Annotated in this window: 19 protein-coding genes; 16 read left to right on the top strand and 3 right to left on the bottom strand. The window is 45.7% G+C overall.

Going from position 1 to position 19,412, the window contains the following annotated elements; all coding sequences use genetic code 11:
• Positions 1-8: 8 nt before the first annotated feature.
• From JHD44_RS08560 to JHD44_RS08535, 6 genes are read left to right on the top strand one after another with little or no spacing between them, the layout of a single operon-like run.
• Positions 9-2,162, top strand: a complete 2,154-nt coding sequence (locus JHD44_RS08560) for a hypothetical protein (protein WP_199462345.1) — start codon at positions 9-11, stop codon at positions 2,160-2,162.
• Between the two features lie 20 nt (positions 2,163-2,182).
• Complete coding sequence (locus JHD44_RS08555; protein ID WP_199462344.1) at positions 2,183-2,572, top strand: phage tail protein; 390 nt, start codon at positions 2,183-2,185, stop codon at positions 2,570-2,572.
• Entirely contained in the window at positions 2,556-2,768 is a 213-nt protein-coding gene (locus tag JHD44_RS08550) for a tail protein X (protein WP_199462343.1), read from the top strand. The genes JHD44_RS08555 and JHD44_RS08550 overlap by 17 nt, the downstream gene beginning before the upstream one ends.
• Positions 2,759-3,799, top strand: coding sequence for a contractile injection system protein, VgrG/Pvc8 family (locus tag JHD44_RS08545; RefSeq protein WP_199462342.1), 1,041 nt, complete (start codon positions 2,759-2,761; stop codon positions 3,797-3,799). The genes JHD44_RS08550 and JHD44_RS08545 overlap by 10 nt, the downstream gene beginning before the upstream one ends.
• Positions 3,800-3,835: 36 nt before the next feature.
• Entirely contained in the window at positions 3,836-4,159 is a 324-nt protein-coding gene (locus JHD44_RS19090) for a Com family DNA-binding transcriptional regulator (RefSeq protein WP_325097065.1), read from the top strand.
• Positions 4,095-4,910 carry a DNA adenine methylase gene (locus JHD44_RS08535; RefSeq protein WP_233401930.1) on the top strand — a complete coding sequence of 272 codons (816 nt, stop codon included), beginning with the start codon at positions 4,095-4,097 and terminating at the stop codon, positions 4,908-4,910. The genes JHD44_RS19090 and JHD44_RS08535 overlap by 65 nt, the downstream gene beginning before the upstream one ends.
• A gap of 33 nt (positions 4,911-4,943) precedes the next feature.
• On the opposite strand, the gene JHD44_RS08530 is transcribed toward JHD44_RS08535, so the two are convergent.
• A complete protein-coding gene (locus JHD44_RS08530) occupies positions 4,944-5,213 on the bottom strand; it encodes a hypothetical protein (protein ID WP_199462339.1) in 270 nt (89 codons plus the stop codon).
• A 223-nt stretch (positions 5,214-5,436) separates the two neighbouring features.
• Here JHD44_RS08530 and lepA point away from each other — a divergent pair, with 223 nt between their 5' ends.
• The 6 genes from lepA to acpS are packed head-to-tail and all read left to right on the top strand — an operon-like array spanning position 5,437 to position 10,865.
• Positions 5,437-7,239, top strand: a complete 1,803-nt coding sequence (gene lepA / locus JHD44_RS08525; RefSeq protein ID WP_199462338.1) for a translation elongation factor 4 — start codon at positions 5,437-5,439, stop codon at positions 7,237-7,239.
• 52 nt (positions 7,240-7,291) lie between these two features.
• Positions 7,292-8,116 (top strand): signal peptidase I, encoded by an 825-nt coding sequence (gene lepB, locus JHD44_RS08520; RefSeq protein ID WP_199462337.1) that lies wholly within the window; start codon positions 7,292-7,294, stop codon positions 8,114-8,116.
• A gap of 14 nt (positions 8,117-8,130) precedes the next feature.
• Positions 8,131-8,808 (top strand): ribonuclease III, encoded by a 678-nt coding sequence (gene rnc, locus JHD44_RS08515; protein ID WP_199462336.1) that lies wholly within the window; start codon positions 8,131-8,133, stop codon positions 8,806-8,808.
• On the top strand, positions 8,809-9,723 hold the full coding sequence (era, locus tag JHD44_RS08510; RefSeq protein WP_199462335.1) for a GTPase Era: 915 nt from the start codon (positions 8,809-8,811) through the stop codon (positions 9,721-9,723).
• A 3-nt stretch (positions 9,724-9,726) separates the two neighbouring features.
• Positions 9,727-10,485, top strand: coding sequence for a DNA repair protein RecO (gene recO / locus JHD44_RS08505; protein ID WP_199462334.1), 759 nt, complete (start codon positions 9,727-9,729; stop codon positions 10,483-10,485).
• The gene (gene acpS / locus JHD44_RS08500; protein WP_199462333.1) at positions 10,482-10,865 is read left to right on the top strand and encodes a holo-ACP synthase; all 384 of its coding nucleotides are present in this window, start codon (positions 10,482-10,484) and stop codon (positions 10,863-10,865) included. Before recO ends, acpS begins: the two co-directional genes overlap by 4 nt.
• Here acpS and JHD44_RS08495 read toward each other — a convergent pair.
• On the bottom strand, positions 10,804-13,653 hold the full coding sequence (locus tag JHD44_RS08495; protein WP_199462332.1) for an ATP-binding protein: 2,850 nt from the start codon (positions 13,651-13,653) through the stop codon (positions 10,804-10,806). The genes acpS and JHD44_RS08495 overlap by 62 nt on opposite strands.
• Before the next feature lie 29 nt (positions 13,654-13,682).
• The gene (locus JHD44_RS08490; protein WP_199462331.1) at positions 13,683-13,907 is read right to left on the bottom strand and encodes a hypothetical protein; all 225 of its coding nucleotides are present in this window, start codon (positions 13,905-13,907) and stop codon (positions 13,683-13,685) included.
• 141 nt (positions 13,908-14,048) lie between these two features.
• Here JHD44_RS08490 and cysM point away from each other — a divergent pair, with 141 nt between their 5' ends.
• From cysM to mazG, 4 genes are all read left to right on the top strand, one after another.
• A complete protein-coding gene (gene cysM, locus JHD44_RS08485) occupies positions 14,049-14,939 on the top strand; it encodes a cysteine synthase CysM (protein ID WP_199462330.1) in 891 nt (296 codons plus the stop codon).
• A gap of 63 nt (positions 14,940-15,002) precedes the next feature.
• The gene (gene rlmD / locus JHD44_RS08480) at positions 15,003-16,331 is read left to right on the top strand and encodes a 23S rRNA (uracil(1939)-C(5))-methyltransferase RlmD (protein WP_199462329.1); all 1,329 of its coding nucleotides are present in this window, start codon (positions 15,003-15,005) and stop codon (positions 16,329-16,331) included.
• A gap of 24 nt (positions 16,332-16,355) precedes the next feature.
• A complete protein-coding gene (gene relA, locus JHD44_RS08475; RefSeq protein WP_199462328.1) occupies positions 16,356-18,602 on the top strand; it encodes a GTP diphosphokinase in 2,247 nt (748 codons plus the stop codon).
• Positions 18,599-19,411: a nucleoside triphosphate pyrophosphohydrolase gene (gene mazG / locus JHD44_RS08470; protein ID WP_199462327.1), complete on the top strand. Its 813-nt coding sequence runs from the start codon at positions 18,599-18,601 to the stop codon at positions 19,409-19,411. Before relA ends, mazG begins: the two co-directional genes overlap by 4 nt.
• Position 19,412: the final 1 nt, after the last annotated feature.

The raw sequence follows: 19,412 nt of genomic DNA, 5'->3' as shown, positions 1-19,412 counted from the left end.
GCCAAAACATGGCGATTAATCAACGATTAAATACCGTCATTGAAATTGGCGGAGCGGTGTCGCGCACGCTCTTCGGCGCGACCAACAAGGCGCGAGGCCAGCTGAAAGGCATCGGCGGGGCGATGGACACGATCAAGCGCAAGCAAGATCAAATCGAACGCTTTGATATCAAGGGCCTTCGTGAGACTCGCAAAAAACTGCGCGGTGTTGAACACAACATCGCCGGTTTATCGGATGAAATCGAGAAGAGCAAAGCGAAATCCCACCAAGCAGGGCTTGCTTATCGTCGTGCATCCGAGCGCGTCAATGATATGGCTCGCGAGATGAAAGGGGCGGAGGATCCGACAGGCGCACTGGCTCACGAGCTGGATCAAGCGAAGCGGGAAGCGACGCGATTAGAGCGAGAGTTCAAAGCCGCTAAAAAGGAAACCAGTGGCCTGCAAACGCAAATGCTCGGTGCACAAAGCGAGGCGAACAAGCTAAGTCGTCAGTTTAATGAGCAACGAGAAGCGGCCAAGTCAGCAAAAAATGCGCTTAAGGAAATGGGGGTTGATACTCGCAACCTGGCTGACGAAACCGCGCGACTACAGCGTCGCCAAGCTTTGCTGGAGAAAACCCAGAAAAGCTTGGGGCGAGTGGGTGATACGTTCGGCAATATGACGCACCAAGTGGGCTCATTTGCCCGCACTGCGTCAGTTGGTTTGGGTATTGTTGGCGGTGGTCTATTTGCTGTGGCGAACTCAACCAGTGAGCTGGGCGACCAAGCCGCTAAAACAGCGGATAAGTTGGGCTTGCAGATCAGTGCCTTGCAAGAGCTGCGTTATGCCGCAGAGCGCTCGGGCGTGTCATCAAATACGCTCGATATGGCCATGCAACGGATGGTGCGTCGTTTAGCCGAAGCAAAAAATGGTTCAGGTGAAGCCAAAGGAGCGTTGGAGGAATTAGGCTTATCGGCTCAAGCGCTTACTAGCATGACGCCAGATGAAGCGATGAACGAAATCGCAGACGCATTGAAAGGGGTGAAAAGTCAGTCCGATCGTGTGCGTCTCGCGTTTAAATTCTTTGATTCCGAAGGCGTAAGCATGGTGAACATGCTAAAGGATGGCAGTGCGGGATTACAGCAGTTACGAAAGGATGCTCGTGATACTGGCTATGTGCTCAGTGAACAAGCGGCGCGTGATGCTGAGGCGTTCCAAGACTCATTGCTTAACGCCAAGCTTGGTATGGCTGGCTTTAAGAACACGATCGGCTCCGCAATCATGCCCGTGATCACGGATATGATGGGCGAAATGTCTGCATGGATGCGTGAAAACCGTGGTCAAGTGGTTGAGTTTTCTCAACGCCTTGCTTCTGGCTTACGTGATGCTGTGCCCGTGATCGGTCAGGTGGTCCAAGGGCTAACCACTACAGCTAAAACGATCGGCTCGGTAACCGCAACGATCGCTAACATGGTCGGTGGCTATGAGAACCTTGGCATGATCGTCGGTACCGTGTTTGCAGGGAAAGCCATTATGTCGGTTGTTTCCTTCGCTGGAAGCATGGGGTCAATGCTCCTAACTGTTGGTAAGTTGGTATTTACGTTCGGAAGGTTTGCCATGCTACTCAATCCCATTGGTTTGGTGGTCGGTGCTGTCGTTGGTATCGGTGCGGCATTGTACACGGCGTACAACAAAGTCGAGTGGTTCCGTGATGCAGTGGATGGGGCGTTTCGTTATATCGGTGATACGGCGAAATCAATTTGGGACGGTGTTGTCGCGTTCTTCGACTCGATCCCTGCTCGTGTTGGGGCTGCAGTCGATAAGATCAAAGCCAAATTTCAGGGCATTGTTAGCCTAGGTAAGTCAGTAGGCAATTTCTTTGGTTTTGGTGAAGACGAAGAAGAGCCCAAGCAAAAGAGTGGTGGTGATTGGTTCGGCAAGAATGATGAATCACCTGCACCGGCGGCACCACGTGTCGCTAATGCTCGTCGTATTGCTCAATCAGTTAACAACACACACAACACAGCGTCAACGAAAACGGAAAACCGTTACGAAGTGTCTAATCAAATCGTTGTCAATCAACAGCCAGGGCAAAACGCCCGCGAACTCGCAACAGAGATCGAGCGCATCTTGCGTCAGAAAATGCGCGGTTCTTTATCTGATCAACCCTCGGGAGCATTCTAATGCCAGATATCATGATGGTTTTGGGAATATTTCCATTTTCGATTGATACCGCCGCGTATCAGAAGCTCACTCGCCGTAAGTCGTGGGACTGGCAAACCCAAGCTCTGACCGGGCAACGTGACGCCCAACAATACATGGGGCCAGGAGAGGAAATTATCTCCCTTGAAGGCGTAGTGTATCCGCACTATGCCGGTGGTCCCGTGCAACTGGCCGCATTACGTGCGATCGGTGACAGCGGCTTGCCTCAGCTCATGGTCAGCGGTGCTGGTGTGCCCATGGGTAAGTGGATCGTGCTGTCAGTGGAAGAAGAGCAGGGACCATTTTTTGAACGCGGCGCACCGCGTAAGCAGACGTTCAAAATGGAATTAAAGCGCTATCAGGAGGGCTTAAGTTTTGCCAGCTTCTTATAGTTCTGTCGAAAACGACACAGTGGATTACATCGTCTGGAAGCACTACGGCACGCAGTCTGCTCGCGTGGTTGAGCGAGTGTTTGATGCCAATCCGCATCTAGCTCGTCAGCCGCTTGTGCTGCCTGCAGGTGTCGTGATTAATCTCCCAGATCTTGATCTAACCACTACAACGCAAGGGGTGCGTTTATGGACTTAATTGAACAAATCGCACAGGGATTAATTGGCGGTGTCGATGTTGCCCCAGCATTCAAAGTCAAAGCCAACGGCACTGACATTACCAATAAGCTTAACGAGCGTTTTATTAGCCTGCGACTTACGGACGAGTCGGGCGATAACGCTGACGAAGTCGATATTGCATTATCGGATCATGGCGAAACAGAGCTGGCAATTCCCGATCCTGGCACTGAGCTTGAGGTGTCATTAGGCTACGACGGCACACTCGTTGAGATGGGTAAATATATCATTGACGAAATTGAGATCAGCGGGCCACCGGATACAGTCAATATCCGTGCTCGAGCAGTCGTGCAAACGGAAGGCGCCCAAGGTTCCAAGATTCTCATGACTACGCAAAAAACGCGATCATGGGAAGCCGGTACCACGTTGGGTGAAATGATTCAGACGATCGGCGCAGAACACGGTATTACGCCAACGATCGCTAGCGACCTAAGCTCAATCGTATTGCCCCATGTGGATCAAGTGAATGAATCCGATATGGCATTGCTCACTCGTCTATCCAAGCAATACGACGCGATCGCCAAGCCAAGCGGGGATTATCTCGTATTCGCAAAGCGCGGCGACCTCACCACGCCCAGTGGTACCAGTATTCCCGATGTGGATTATTCTCGAGATAAAACAGGTGGTCACCGATTACTTATCAGCCGACGCGTTAAATCCGGCAGCGTCATAGCGCGGTATCGAGATATACCCACGGCCAGCACGCTCGAAATCAAAGTAGGTACTGGCGAACCCGCCAAACGACTTACTAAAACGTATGGTACCGAAGACGAAGCACAAGCCGCAGCGGATGCAGAATACAAACGCAGTCAGCGCAATGAGCAGCGTTTAGAACTGGATGTTGTCGGCAACCCTTACCTCGTCGCCGGTGGTGCCATCAACGTCAGCGGCTTTCGATCGGGGATCAATGGCAAATGGCTAATCGATCGGGTAGAGCACGAAATAACGAAACGAGGCGGCTACAGCTGCGGAGTGCAGTGTAAGCAGATATAAATAAACCCGCTCAATCAAAATGACTGAGCGGGCTCGATGGTAATGAAAGAGCGACTTGGCCAGAGTACCAGTCCGGTCAAGCCGTCAGAGCACGTAACCAGGCTACGTGAACCAACCCAAGGCTCTCCCACTGCTGCGCAGCGGGCGGGAGTCTACAGCTTTTTAAGTAGGTTCACAATGCAAGAAATACGATGCACACGATGTAATAAACTATTAGCGCGAGGCGTATTTGTCTCGATGGAGATCAAATGTCCGCGCTGTTCTTTCCTAAATGAGAGGGCCTCGAGCCCCACTCATGGGGTACCAGACCATGGCAAAACCAATCATTCCATGGATCGGGGGCAAGCGGAAGCTCGCTGAGCACATTCTGCCGTTGTTCCCAGCACACACAAACTACGTTGAGCCGTTTTGCGGTGCGGCGGCAATCTTCTTTTTAAAAGAACCATCCAAAGCGGAAATCATCAACGATGTAAACGGTGATCTCGTCAATCTATATCGAGTGGTTAAACATCATCTTGAAGAGCTCTATCGGCAATTCAAATGGACATTAACAAGCCGCGAAAACTGGAAAACCTTAAAGGAGACACCGCCGCATGTACTCACTGATATTCAGCGCGCCGCACGTTTTCTATATCTTCAAAAACTGGCTTTTGGTGGCAAAGTCGAGAGTCAAACGTTCGGCACCTCTGCCACCTCCCGACCGCGTTTCAACATCTTCACACTTGAACAAGACCTTGCCGACGCGCACTTCCGCTTGGCATCGGCCACGATCGAAAACCTAGACTGGGCAAAAACGATCGAAAAATACGATCGGCCTGATGCACTGTTTTACTGTGACCCGCCATACTGGGAAACAGAGGGCTACGGCGTGCCGTTTGGATTCGACCAATACGAACGCATGGCAGAGCTTGCTAAAACGATCAAAGGGAAAATGATTATTTCAATTAATGATCACCCTGAAATCCGTGAAGTGTTCAAAGACCTGAAAGTCAAAGAGGTCGATTACCAGTACACAGTGGGAGGAAGCGATAAAGCCTCAGACTGTGTTGAGTTGATCTATGGCAACTGGGATTTTGATGAAAGCAGGAAGGGGCAGGACGACCTCTTCTAAAAAAGCGCCCCTAATTGGGGCGCTTTTTTGCGTTTAAGTGGTTGGGGGTTCTGAGAGTAATTTCTTTGATCCATCAGCGGCGCTATAAAGATATTCAAATTCTTTCGGATGCTCGCCTCTAACAAATGGCCCAGAAGGGTTAAGCTCATCGCTTGTGCTTGTCTTATAGTCCACTGTTCCATCTAGTGTTCTGACACCAAAGTTTGAGCGGTGAGTGATTTGTTTAATCCAGGCAATTACTTGTACAGGCTGCCCCGTGTTTTCTGTGTAGAAAATTCCGACACTTTCTTTTCTAAAGCTCATGATTTGTGCCCATGCTGTGAAATGAGCTTATATCTTAACCCTTGCAAAGCATCCATCCAAACTACGCAATTGCTTTCATGCTTTGCGCTATCAACTCGCGCCCAGTCCTAGTATAATCCCGCGCAATTATTTCGTTTATATTCATTGTTACCCGTTGCACCCTGCGAACTTTAGTACATGTATGAGTACATAAAATCGCACAACGGAATTATTGAGGGGCAAAATGTCCAATAATCTCAAGCACATACGCAATTTCTCTATTATCGCGCACATTGACCATGGTAAGTCGACTTTGGCTGACCGTTTTATTCAAAAATGTGAAGGTCTGTCTGAGCGTGAGATGGCCAACCAAGTGTTGGACTCAATGGACATCGAACGTGAGCGCGGGATCACCATCAAAGCTCAAAGTGTAACCCTTGATTTCCATTCCGAAGACGGTAATACCTACCAACTTAACTTTATCGATACACCAGGACACGTAGACTTCTCTTACGAAGTGTCACGCTCTCTTGCGGCTTGTGAAGGTGCATTATTGGTGGTTGATGCCGCGCAAGGTGTGGAAGCGCAGTCGGTTGCGAACTGTTACACAGCGATTGAGCAGGGCCTTGAAGTCATGCCGGTTTTGAACAAAATCGACCTACCTCAAGCAGAGCCAACTCGTGTTGCAGCGGAAATCGAAGAAATCATCGGTATTGATGCCACGGATGCAGTGACGTGTTCGGCGAAAACAGGTTTGGGTGTAGAAGATGTGCTAGAACGTCTTGTGGCTACGATCCCACCACCAGAGGGCGATACTGAAGCCCCTCTACAAGCGTTGATCATCGACTCTTGGTTTGATAACTACCTAGGTGTTGTCTCTCTAGTGCGTATTAAACAAGGCACACTTCGTAAGAAAGATAAGATTTTCATTAAGTCGACCAAGCAAACCTACCCAGTAGATAACATTGGTATCTTTACGCCTAAGCGCAAAGAAACTGGCGTCTTAAAGGCAGGTGAAGTGGGTTATGTCATTGCGGGTATCAAAGATATTCATGGTGCGCCAGTGGGTGACACAATTACTCACATCGCAACGCCTGATGTGCCGCAGTTATCTGGTTTCCAAAAAGTAAAACCACAGGTTTATGCAGGGCTATTCCCGGTGAGCTCTGATGACTACGAAGATTTCCGTGAAGCGCTTGATAAGCTAACGCTTAACGATGCTTCACTATTCTTCGAGCCAGAAACATCTGACGCCCTTGGTTTTGGTTTCCGCTGTGGTTTCCTAGGTATGCTTCACATGGAAATCATCCAAGAGCGTTTGGAGCGTGAATATGATCTTGATCTGATTACCACAGCGCCAACGGTAGTTTACGAAGTGGAACTAAATAGTGGCGAAGTGATCAGTGTTGATAGTCCATCGAAGATGCCTGATCCAGGCACGGTTCGCGAAATGCGTGAGCCAATCGTAGAAGCTAACATTCTTGTGCCACAGGATTACCTTGGTAACGTTATTTCTCTGTGTGTTGAGAAACGTGGTATCCAAAAAGACATGCAATACGTTGGTAGCCAAGTTCAGCTTCGTTACCACTTGCCGATGAATGAAGTGGTATTGGACTTCTTCGATCGTCTTAAATCTTGTAGCCGTGGTTTTGCTTCGTTGGATTACTCTTTCCATCACTTTGAAGCTGCGCCATTGGTTCGCTTGGATATCTTGATCAACAGTGAGCGTGTGGATGCGTTGGCTCTGATTATGCACCGTGACAACGTGCAAACCAAAGGTCGTGCATTGTGTGAGAAGATGAAAGACCTGATTCCGCGTCAGATGTTTGATGTGGCTATCCAAGGTGCCGTGGGTGCGAAAGTGATAGCTCGTACAACCGTAAAAGCGTTGCGTAAAAACGTAACAGCGAAATGTTACGGTGGTGACGTGAGTCGTAAGAAGAAACTGCTGCAGAAGCAGAAAGAAGGTAAAAAGCGCATGAAGCAAGTCGGTAACGTCGAAGTGCCTCAGAGTGCATTCTTAGCAGTGCTTAAAGTTGATAGCTAAGCCGGAAAGATAGGGCCGCATCCAGTGCGGCTCTTTTACTTGGAGAGTAAGTATGGATTTTGATTTCGAGCTCATCTTAGCTATAGCGTTTTTAATTACGTTTGCTGCATGGGTATATGATCGGATTGTTTTTGCGCCAAAGCGCAAATACATTTTGTCGCAAATGGCGCCAGAGGCAGTGGCCGCCCTTGATAAAAACGTTAAGCAGAATCTTGCTGATACGCCGAAATGGTTGCTAGAGGTTAAATCTTACTTCGTTATTATCGCAGTAATCTTTGGTCTGCGTTCATTTGTTGCGGAGCCGTTTCAGATCCCGTCCGGATCTATGTTGCCGACTCTTGAGATTGGTGACTTCATTTTAGTAAATAAAATGGATTATGGCATTCGTCTTCCCGTTTTGAACTCAACCATTATCCCGACGACAGAGCCAAAGCGTGGCGATGTTGTTGTCTTTAAATACCCTGAAAACCCAAGCTTGAACTATATTAAACGCATGATTGGTCTACCAGGCGATGTGATTAGCTATCATAACAAGCGGCTTATGATTAATGGGGAGCTGATGGATGAGTCACTATTGGCTGAGTTACCTGTTTCTCTAAACCCAAGTCGTGAGCCGGTAGCGGTATTTCAGGAAGAGCTAGATGGCGTATCGCATCAAATTTACAAAAGTTACCGACGCAACCCCTTAGAAGGTGACTGGGTAGTGCCTGAGGGGCAATATTTTGTGATGGGCGATAACCGCGATAACAGCGCGGATAGCCGAGTCTGGGGCTTTGTTCCGGAAGAGAATTTAAAAGGCCGAGCATTCTATGTATGGCTTCATTGGGACGAGTTCTTTAGTCTCCCAAGTTTTAAGAATAACGGTTTAATTGAATAATTTTTGGAGAAATTTTGAGCTCTCTTTATGAAAAACTGAGTCGACGCATTGGCTACTTTTTCGCCGATCTTGGCCTGTTGGAGTTGGCTTTAACGCACCGTAGTTATGGTGGAAAAAATAATGAGCGACTGGAGTTTTTAGGTGACTCGATCTTAAATTATGTGATCGCTGAAGACCTATTCCATCGCTTTCCAAAAGCTAAAGAAGGCGAGTTAAGTCGACTGCGTGCGTCCCTTGTGAAAGGCGACACCTTGGCCGAGTTAGCTCGTGAATTCCAATTGGGGGATTTCTTGAAGCTAGGCGCAGGTGAGTTGAAGAGTGGTGGGTTTCGCCGTGATTCAATTCTAGCCGATGCTGTCGAGGGGATTATAGGCGCCATTTATTTGGATGCTGGTATGGATGTATGTCGTCAGCACATTTTGGAGTGGTACAAAGAGCGTCTTAACGCAACCTCATTAAAAGTGGTAACAAAAGACGCTAAAACACGTTTACAAGAGTTCCTGCAAGCGCGTAAGCATTCTCTACCAAATTACGATGTGGTGGATATAGTGGGAGAGCCTCATGCTCAAACGTTTTTTGTCCACTGCCAAATTGAGTTGTTCGATGCGCCAATCGAAGGCAAAGGGAGTAGCCGAAGAATTGCCGAGCAAAATGCTGCTGCCAAAGCGCTTAAACAGTTGGAAAAAAACTAAATGCATCACGAAGAAGATTACCAAGAAATTACCCATTGTGGCTTTGTCGCTATTGTTGGTCGACCTAACGTTGGTAAGTCAACGTTAATGAACCACATTCTTGGTCAAAAATTGTCTATTACATCGCGAAAGCCACAAACGACGCGTGATCAAATCTTAGGTGTGCAAACCAAAGGTTATATGCAAACCATCTACGTGGACACGCCTGGGTTGCATAAAGGGCAGGACAAAGCCATTAACCGTTACATGAACCGAACGGCTAACCAAGCTCTAAAAGACGTGGATGTTGTCTTATTCGTTATTGATGCGGAGCGCTGGACCGAAGAAGACGATAATGTTTTAGCAAAAGTCCGTCATGCAGAGTGTCCAGTAGTATTGGTGGTTAATAAGGTCGATAAGCTGGAAGAGAAAGACGAGTTGCTACCGCGCATGATGTCTCTTTCAGAGAAAATGGATTTTTCACAAATCGTACCGATTTCGGCATTGCGTAACAAAAACTTAGACCGTTTAGAGGCGTTGGTCGAAAGTTACATTCCAGAGGGTGTGCAGTATTACCCTGAAGACCAGATCACCAACCGCAGTTCACGCTTTTTGGCCGCTGAAATTGTGCGTGAAAAGATTACGCGTCAGCTGGGCCAAGAAGTGCCTTATGAAGTGGCGGTGCAAATCGAAGAGTTTGTTTTTGAAGGTAGCACTATTCACATCAGTGCTTTGATCTTAGTCGAGCGTGATGGCCAAAAACGCATCATCATTGGTGATAAAGGTGCCAAGATTAAACTGATTGGCAAAGAGTCTCGCATCGATATGGAAAACTTGTTTCAGCAAAAGGTAATGTTGAATCTGTGGGTTAAGGTGCGCTCTGGCTGGTCGGATGATGAACGAGCACTTGCCAGTTTAGGTTATCAAGACGATTAATTTGTGCGCGTCCAAGGCTACGTAATACATACTCGTCCCTTTCAAGATGACAAAGTCTTAGTGGACATTTTGACTCGTGAAGCGGGCTTAATACGAGGAGTTTGGCGTAAAAAAGCGAAAGAGGCTCGGGTGTCCCCCGGGTCTTTTTTATTGTTGGAATTTGAGCTCTCTGGTCGAGGTGAGTTGAAGACAATTCGAACTGCCGAAGCGCTCGAAGCGCCAGTTGTTCTTCAAGGTACAGCATTGTACAGCGCTTTTTATGTACATGAGCTCATCGAGAGGTTGTTACCTACTAACTTACCCTTTGAGCCTCTTTATATTCTATATCGATGGCTGATAAGCCATTTAAATGGTGAGGCGCCAGCCGCACCTCTACTTAGGCGGTTTGAACTTGGTTTGTTTGAAGAGCTTGGTATGCAAGTTAATATGTCAGCAACAGGTCGAGGTGAGGTGCTTGAGTCACAACAACTTTATCAATTGCATCATAAGTTTGGCCTGCGTCCCTATTATGGCGAACGGCCTAAAGTAAAGCCGATTGTCTTTGTAGATGGAGCGGCAGCCACCGCATATGCACAAGGAGATTGGGGCTCCAAGCCAGTGTTGTTGCTCGCTAAAGAGTTGCATAGAGCTTGGCTAGACATCGCGTTAGGTGGAAAACCTTTAAAATCGCGCTCTTTGCTGCCGTCTAAACCTTATGATGGTGAACGCTTATGGCAAGTGCCATTGTTTCAGTTATATAGATCGCATCCGAGTAAATTATGATTTTAGGAATCGGTACTGACATTATTGAAATACAACGTATTGCAGACTCTGTAGGACGAATTGGTGATCGATTTGTCAATCGTATTCTGACGCCTCATGAGCGGGCGCAGTATGATTTGCTAAATTCTCAGCGAGCTATTTCTTTTCTTGCAAAGCGTTTTGCAGCCAAAGAAGCGGCAGTTAAGGCTTTGGGAACGGGGATTGGTGTAGGGGTTAGCTTCCAACACTTCACGGTGGTGAATTTGCCTTCTGGCAAGCCAACGTTAGAGGTAGATAACGTTATTGTTGAAATGATTGGGCAGCCAGTAAATTGGCACCTTAGTTTGTCTGATGAGCAGAGCTTTGCTCTGGCGTTTGTGACGCTTGAGGCCAGGGTATAAGGTCCTGCCTGCTTTTAAGACGTTCTAGGCTCTCCATAAAGTCTTGGAACACTTCATCCACTTCGTCAAAGCCCAGCTCTTTTAAGTGCGTTTCTAGGAAATTGGCATGTTTAGTCAACTCAACAGTGCCTGAATATTTGCTTGCACCATGAATTCGGTGAACGGTAGCTATAAGCTTCTCTAGATCTTTATTCTGGTAGTGATGGCTTAGGAGTCGTTGATCTTCTATAAGAGACTTCATTAGCATTTCGAAAAGATCTTTCGCTGCATTTGATCGGTTTCCTGCCATGGATAAAGCTTTGTTTAAATCAAATACTTCTTCGAGTTGTTCTGCAACTTGCTGGCTTAAACTTACGTCTGAAGTGCACCACTTATCCAACGTGCTAAGCAATGTTTCTTCGTTAATAGGCTTTGTTAGGTAGGCGTTCATTCCGCTTGCTAGAATAGACTCTTGTTCCTCGGCGAGAGCATGGGCGGTTAACGCGATGATAGGGATTTCTGAATACTCAGATAACAGCCTCAAGCGTCGAGTTGTTTCCATTCCATCCATTTCAGGCATTTGAATATCCATTAAAATTAGGTCAAAGCGCTGCTTCTTAGCTAGCTCAATTGCCTCGGAGCCTGAATAAGCCAAGGTTAGGTTGATTTTATAAGGGGCTAACCAGTGGCCTAGAAGTTGTAGGTTGATGGCTGTGTCATCAACAGCGAGAACTTGAAGTTGCTCAAGGTGAGAATATTCATTCTCTGTTTTTGTATCACCTTTATGGTTAAGAGTAGGAAGCCCTTTGTCTCTTTCGCCAGTCAGGGCAGTATAAAGACGACTTATCGAAACTGGTTTTTGTAAGATTTCATGGCACAGTTGGTATTGCTGAGAGTTTTGAGCCAAATAGCTGAGTGGCTTGCACAGAAGTAAACATGGCAGCTTGAAGCGATTATATAAATATTTGCACAACTCATTTGCGTCTTCTGCTCCCATTCTATCATCACTCACACAGACTAGGGCTCCAAAATAGTTTTCATCCGTATTGTGTAAATCGAACATGAACTGTTCAATGGTGCTGCAGAAAGTAGCGCGTGGCGCGATTTGATCAAATAAGCTTTCTAGATAGCCTCTGTAGCGTGTATTGGGTTCCAATATAATCCATTTTTGCTCGATCTTGGTAATCGTCTTTGACTTCTTAAAAGAGGGTTCGAGTTTAATATCAAAGAAAAAGTTAGAGCCTCTGCCAAGCTCGCTACTTACTCCGATTGAACCGTTCATTTGCTCAATCAGTTTCTTTGTAATTACTAACCCCAAGCCGGTTCCTGCATAGCTTCTTGTATGACTCGAATCGACTTGTGAAAATGGTTTAAAGAGCTGATTGAGCTTTTCGCTGTCAATGCCACAGCCTGTATCCACTACCTGAATATTGATATTGAGCTGTTTTTGTGTGATAGCTTTACAGTGAGTATATATATGGATCGTGCCGTCTTGCGTGAATTTGATGGCATTGCCGACCAGATTGTTAAGAATTTGGCGTAACCTAGTTTTATCGCCTTTGACCCAATCTGGTAGCTCTTCAGAAAATACAGGGATTAAATCGATATCTTTAATTTCGCTAGTCAAAGTTGAAGAGAGCGAGTGCAAGACATCATTAATAGTATCTTTTATATTGAAATCTTCTTTTTCAAGGACAACCGTTTTACCAGCTTCTATTTTTGAAAAGTCAAGAATATTGCCTATTGTAGCCAATAGGTCATTTGTTGATTGAGCTATGGTTTCAACATAGCTTCGTTGTTGAGAATGTAGCTCATCTTTTTTCAATAAATTTGTATAGCCTAGGATTGCATTTAACGGCGTGCGAATCTCATGGGATATATTAGCTAAAAACTGTGTTTTTAAGCGGTTAGACTCCATTGCTTCTTTGTTGGCGATATGGAGTTGAGCACTTTTCTCTTCTAACAAGGTTGAATTTTCACGTGTTTCTTTGGTTACACGGTCTATTTCATTTTCTAGTTCTGTGCGGTAATTTCGAAGACGTTCAGTTATGTGTTGCAATGCCTCTTGGGGTTTTGCCATCTCGTCTGGGAGAAGAAGTAGGTCTGCTTTTTCGAACTCGTTTTGAGAAATTAGACTAATGCGTTTGGCGATATTTAACCAGGGGGTTGATATTTTTTTTGTGTAGCGCCAGCTCAAAATGCCTGCTAGGAATGTAGCGATCAGAAAGTAGGCAAATGATGTTAAGCCCATGATAATGTTTTTAAGTTGAATTCTTTGGGTGCTGGAGGTCACTTGAACCCAACCAAGCAGTTCTTGTTGGGGGGGATTAGAGAGTCCTATAGCATCCGCCAAGATAGCACTATTTGGGACATTGAAAGGCGTGTCTTCTAAGTCTTTTGCTTGATTATCGTTGTTGTAGTAAATCGGGGCGATAGAAATGAAATCATCGTTGTCACTGTATTCATGTGTGGCAACATGAGGCAAATTGACGGTAAGGGTAAATTGGCCAATGCTTTCAATTTCTTCACCTTGGTTGTTGTAGTAAGTGACACCAATAATGTCAGGCTGTTTTAGTAAACTCTGAATGTTGTTATTTATCAGGTTGCGATCGTTGAATAGGAGCGCGTATTCACTGGCATCTGCAATTTGCTCTGTTTGGTAGCTATTGAGGTACTCAAATTGCTTACGCGTTTCCACAATCTCATTGATAAGCAAAAAGATACAGGTTATGAAAATGACGAATGCAACAGGTAGAAAAATGGCTTTCCATAAAGTCTTATGAAGTAAAGAACTATCGGTGTCGCGCATTTTTCATTTCCTATTTCTCTACAACAACTTTAGTAGCAAGCTATGTTACCTTTACCCTTTCGGCGCTCGCATTCACGTTCATAGTTTTCACATGCAAGAACTTTTGTTCTTGATGGATTGCTGATGGTTTTGCATTCGCGCCACTTTTTGCGTAGCTCTGCATCAGGAATATCTGCTGAAGGGCCACCAAACATATCGCAGCCTACTAATGAGGTTGCGGCAATTAGTACGCCGATTTTTAGGGACTTATGCATAGTCTGTCACTCCTAGTGCAACAATAGGCTTAAATTTATAACTAGTTTGTAGTTTATTATCTAATTGATCTGCATTCTAATACGATCTAGTAAAAAAGCGTAAACCATTAATTTATATAATGTCTCAAGTGTCTGAGTTTTATGATCGAATATCCAACTATTGAATCAATTATAGGCAATACGCCAGTTGTTAGACTACAGCGTATCAACCCCAATCCGAGCAATACAATTTTATTGAAGCTGGAAGGTCAAAATCCTGCTGGTTCAGTGAAAGATCGACCCGCCCTGAATATGATTGCACAGGCAGAAGCGCGTCGTGATATTCAGGCTGGCGACAGTCTGATTGAAGCAACGAGTGGAAACACTGGAATCGCTCTAGCAATGGCAGCGGCGATTAAAGGTTATGAAATGCATCTTATTATGCCTGACAATATGAGTCAGGAGCGTAAGTCTGCAATGACAGCATACGGCGCTATTCTTCATCTAGTGAGTAAAGAGGAAGGTATGGAGCGTGCTCGTGATCTTGCATTAGAGATGCAAGCTGCGGGTAAAGGGAAAGTGCTCAATCAATTTGGAAATCAAGATAACCCTAATGCTCATTATATTTCTACTGGGCCTGAAATCTGGCATCAAACACAAGGTGAGGTAACTCATTTTGTAAGCTCGATGGGAACGACGGGGACCATTATGGGGATATCCCGCTTTCTAAAAGAGCAGAATCCAGATATAGAAATCATCGGTTTGCAGCCTTCTGAGGGAAGTAGTATTCCTGGTATTCGTCGATGGCCTGAAGAGTACTTGCCAACAATCTTTGAGGCTTCTCGGGTTGATCGTGTGATGGATGTTGAACAGCTGGATGCAGAAGTCGTTATGCGTCGCTTAGCTAAGGAAGAAGGTATTTTCTGTGGAGTGTCTTCAGGTGGGGCGGTGAGTGCTGCGCTGGCTTTGTCTGAGCAAGTTGAAAATGCAACGATTGTTGTCATTATTTGTGACCGTGGTGACCGATACTTATCAACAGGCGTATTCAACTAAGTCTAATTACTAGCTTGCCCTAGGTCGGAATGCATAGATAAGGTATTATTTGGGCTCTATACCATGAATAGAGATGTTATCTTGAAAAACCGATCGAACCGTCGCCCTAAAGCGCATCAGGGCAAGCCTATCTCATCTCCCATTCGAACCTTTACCATCGAGAGCATGACCCATGAAGGTCATGGGGTGGTTAGGGATCAAGGTAAAGTAACGTTCGTTGAAGGTGCGATAACTGGCGAGCAAGTTGAAGCACGCCTTATCAAAGAAGGACGCCAGTTTAATCAAGCAACCACCTTGAAGCGTATTCATACCAGTCCTTCCAGAAGATCACCGAGCTGTAAATACTTTGAGCAATGTGGTGGCTGCCAGTTACAACATATGGATATTGAGGCTCAACGTGATTTAAAAACAGAGTGGTTGCGTAATCAATTTCGTAAATTAGAGCTGCCTGACCAAATAACCAAGTTACAAGGTGAAGAGTTTGGTTATCGACGCCGAGCGCGCCTATCGATTTTTGCTAAAAATCAGCAAGTTAGCATGGGGTTTCGGGCAAAGGCATCTAATACCATTGTTGATGTTGAACAGTGTCAGGTTTTGGCTCCAGCTCTACAGGAAGCTTATGCGAGTATAAGGTCTTATATTCTGCAAAGCTCTTTGGTTGCGAAGCTTGGTCATGTTGAGCTATTGCTGGATAATTCAGGCGTAGCTTGTGTGCTACGTCAAACGCGAGATGTTCCTGAAACGGAAAAAGAGCAACTGTCGGAATGGACGATATCCAATGACATTGATGTGTATTGGCAATTACCAGACCAATCTAAAGTGCAAGCGAATGCGCCGCGTCATTATTTAGTTGATGGGTTAAAAGTGAACTTTCACCCACAAGACTTCATCCAAGTGAATGCACAAATCAATGATGCGATGGTTGAGCAAGCAATGGAGTGGCTCAATTTGATGCAGGATGATGTTGTGCTTGACCTGTTTTGTGGTGCTGGGAATTTCTCTCTTCCACTAGGAAAAAGAGCCGGACAGGTGCTTGCTGTTGAAGCGATTGAGAGTATGGTGGAAATGGGGCAAGCGAATGCCACGGCAGCAGGGCTGGACAATACAGCTTTTTTAGCCGCCGATTTAACATTGCCACCACCGAATCGTTTAAAGAAAGCCAAGATTACTAAGGCGTTATTAGATCCACCACGAGCAGGCGCTTTGGAGTTTTTACCAACGTTGGTAAGACTCAAGCCAAGCCAAATTTTGTATGTTTCTTGCAACGCTTCAACGTTAGCAAGGGATGCTCAGTATTTGGTTGAGAATGGATATCGTGTGACAAAAGTATGTATGATGGATATGTTTCCACAAACGTCACATGTAGAAGCAATGATGTTGTTGCAGAAATAAGATGTTACCAGAAGGGTAGTTGAGATGGTTACAGTAAGAAAGGATCACCCTGTTTTAGCTGATGGCTCAGTAGATATTGATGCTTGGATGTCACAGTTTGCCGATAAAGTCGATGAAGCTAGTCGAGTCCCACTTAGGATGGCTTGTGAGTTAGCGAGGCAAGCAGAAGCTGTATCGGGTAGATCATCTTATTGGGGCCCCCAGGCCAGTACTTTTAGAGCTGGCCTTGAAATGGTCGAAATACTGGCGGGATTTCGTGCAGATCAAGATTCATTAATCGCTGCTGCTTTGTATCGAGTTGTTCGCGAGGACCAACTGGTACTTTCGAAAGTAAGCGACATGTTTGGCCGTAAAGTTGCATCTTTGATTGAAGGTGTCATTCGAATGGGAGAAGTTTCTAAGAACTTGTCCAAAGATACCACGGCTGAAGTGCTGGGAAGTCATGAAAATCAGCTAGAGTCTTTGCGTAAAATGCTCGTATCGATCATAGATGATGTGCGTGTCGTACTCATTAAGTTAGCGGAACGTGCATGTGCGATCAAAGAAGCAAAACACCAAAGTGATCAACGCAAAGAAGCGGTTGCGTTGGAAGTTCAAAGTGTTTATGCACCCTTGGCACATCGGCTAGGGATTGGTCACATAAAATGGGAGCTTGAAGATCTCTCCTTCCGGTATTTGTACCCAGGTGAATATAAACGCATTGCCAAGCTATTGGATGAAAAGCGCCTAGACCGTCAACAGTTTATCGATGACGTTATTACAGTGCTTAAAGAACGTATGGAAGCGATTGATATTCATGCAGATGTGATGGGGCGTGCCAAACACATCTATAGCATCTGGCGTAAAATGCGCCGCAAGAACATTGCTTTTGACGAGGTGTATGATGTTCGAGCGGTCCGAATCCTAGTTGATGAACCAATGCAATGTTATGGCGTGCTCGGAATCGTTCATAACCTTTGGAAGCCTATCCCACAAGAATTTGATGATTACATTAGTAATCCTAAATCAAACGGTTATCAGTCTCTGCACACTGCCGTAGTAGGACCTCAAGGTCGTGTATTAGAAATTCAAATCCGAACTCATAAAATGCATGAAGATGCTGAGTTAGGTGTCTGTGCTCACTGGAAGTACAAAGGGACCGATCTAAGTTCCAACAGCTCAAGTTATGAAGAGAAGTTGCAATGGCTGCGCACGATCCTGGATTTCCATGAAGTGCAAGGTGACTTGGAGTCATTGAGTGAGCAGGTAATGAACGACATTGAGCAGGATCGCATCTATGTGTTCACCCCTGATGGACATGTTGTCGACTTGCCAGTCAATGCGACACCAGTCGATTTCGCTTACCGAGTGCATACGGAAATTGGCCACCGTTGCCGAGGTGCTAAAGTGAATGGCAAGATCATTTCTTTGGTGACGCATCTTAAAACCGGCGATAAGGTTGAGATTCTAACTACCAAAGAAGGTGGTCCAAGCCGCGACTGGCTGCATCCGACTCTAGGCTATGTCAATACCAACCGTGCGCGTGCCAAAATTCAAAGTTGGTTCAGAAGAGAAGATCGTGAGAAGAATCTAGAGGCGGGTCGCACGGTATTAGACAAGCAGCTGAAACGTTTGGGTATTGAAGAAAATAAATTAGATTTCTCTACGATCGCCGAGCGTTTTAATTTCTCTAATGGTGATGATGTCTACGTTTCGTTGGGCGCTGGTGATATTCAACTGTCCCGTGTGTTACGTGTCATTGATGATATTCATGGTTTAGATGGCCAGCCAGTTGCTCGACCTATTCGCCTTAAGAAAAGCCGTCATAAAACCTCGGATAATGACATTCATATCCAAGGTGTAGGTAAGTTGCTAACGCAAATGGCGAAGTGTTGCTCTCCTATTCCTGGAGACGACATTATTGGCTATATCACCCAAGGCCGTGGTGTTTCCATCCACCGCCAAGATTGTATTAATGCAGCGCAATTACAGCTAGAAGAACCAGAACGTATGGTTCAAGTGAGCTGGGGCGAGGAAGTTGATAACCTGTATCCGGTTAACATTCGAGTCCAAGCTTATGACCGTACTGGCCTTTTAAACGATATCACATCGTTGTTGGCGAATGAGAAAGTAAACCTTTTGTCCATGAACACAATCTCGGCAAAAGCCGATCATACTGCGTCAATACGGTTTACCATTGAGGTGAGCGAAATCAGTTCCCTGTCTCGTTTACTTCACCGAATCAACCAGTTGCCTAATGTGCTAGATGTCTTTAGGGAGCGAGATAATTGAAATATACCTTAAATGATTTACTAGCGCTGATGACCATGCTGCGTGACAAGCAATATGGTTGCCCTTGGGATCAGAAACAAAGCTTTGCCACGATTGCACCGTATACTTTGGAAGAAGCTTATGAAGTAATGGATGCAATTGTTCGTGGTAATCGAGATGATCTGAAGGATGAACTAGGTGATCTTTTGTTTCAGGTGGTTTTTCATGCTCAGATGGCCAGCGAAGAAAATGCCTTTAATTTCTCTGATGTGATTCAAACGATCGTTGAGAAAATGCTTCGCCGTCATCCGCATGTCTTTCCTGATGGTACATTTGACAGTTATGCGAGCCCGAATCGTTTAACCGAAGACGAAATCAATGCGCAATGGCAAATTATCAAGGCACAAGAAAAAAAGGCGAAAGGCGAACATCATCAAGGTTTATTAGACAGCGTATCGAACAGTGTGCCAGTGTTGACCCAAGCAGTGAAGTTGCAGAAAAAAGCCGCCACAGTGGGTTTTGATTGGTCTGATACGGCACCAGTCTTCAATAAAATACGAGAAGAATTAGATGAATTAGAAGAGGCGATTCAGCATCTTTCTAAGGCTGAAGCCGAGGCCGAGCTTGGTGATGTGCTGTTTGCTGTGTCAAATCTGGCGCGCCATCTGTCTATTGCACCAGAGCAAGCCTTAATGCAAACCAATGTGAAATTTCGCCGCCGCTTTGCTTACATCGAAACCCAGTTACGCGAACGAGAGGTTTGCTTGACTGACTGTACTTTACAAGAGTTGGATCAATTATGGGATGACGCTAAAGCCTCTGGTTTATAGC

It is taken from the genome of Marinomonas ostreistagni (genome assembly GCF_016461785.1).
In the GTDB taxonomy this organism is placed as follows: Bacteria; Pseudomonadota; Gammaproteobacteria; order Pseudomonadales; family Marinomonadaceae; genus Marinomonas; species Marinomonas ostreistagni_A.
The sequence above is the reverse complement of the archived record's forward strand: the minus strand, read 5'-3'. Positions and strand labels throughout refer to the sequence as shown.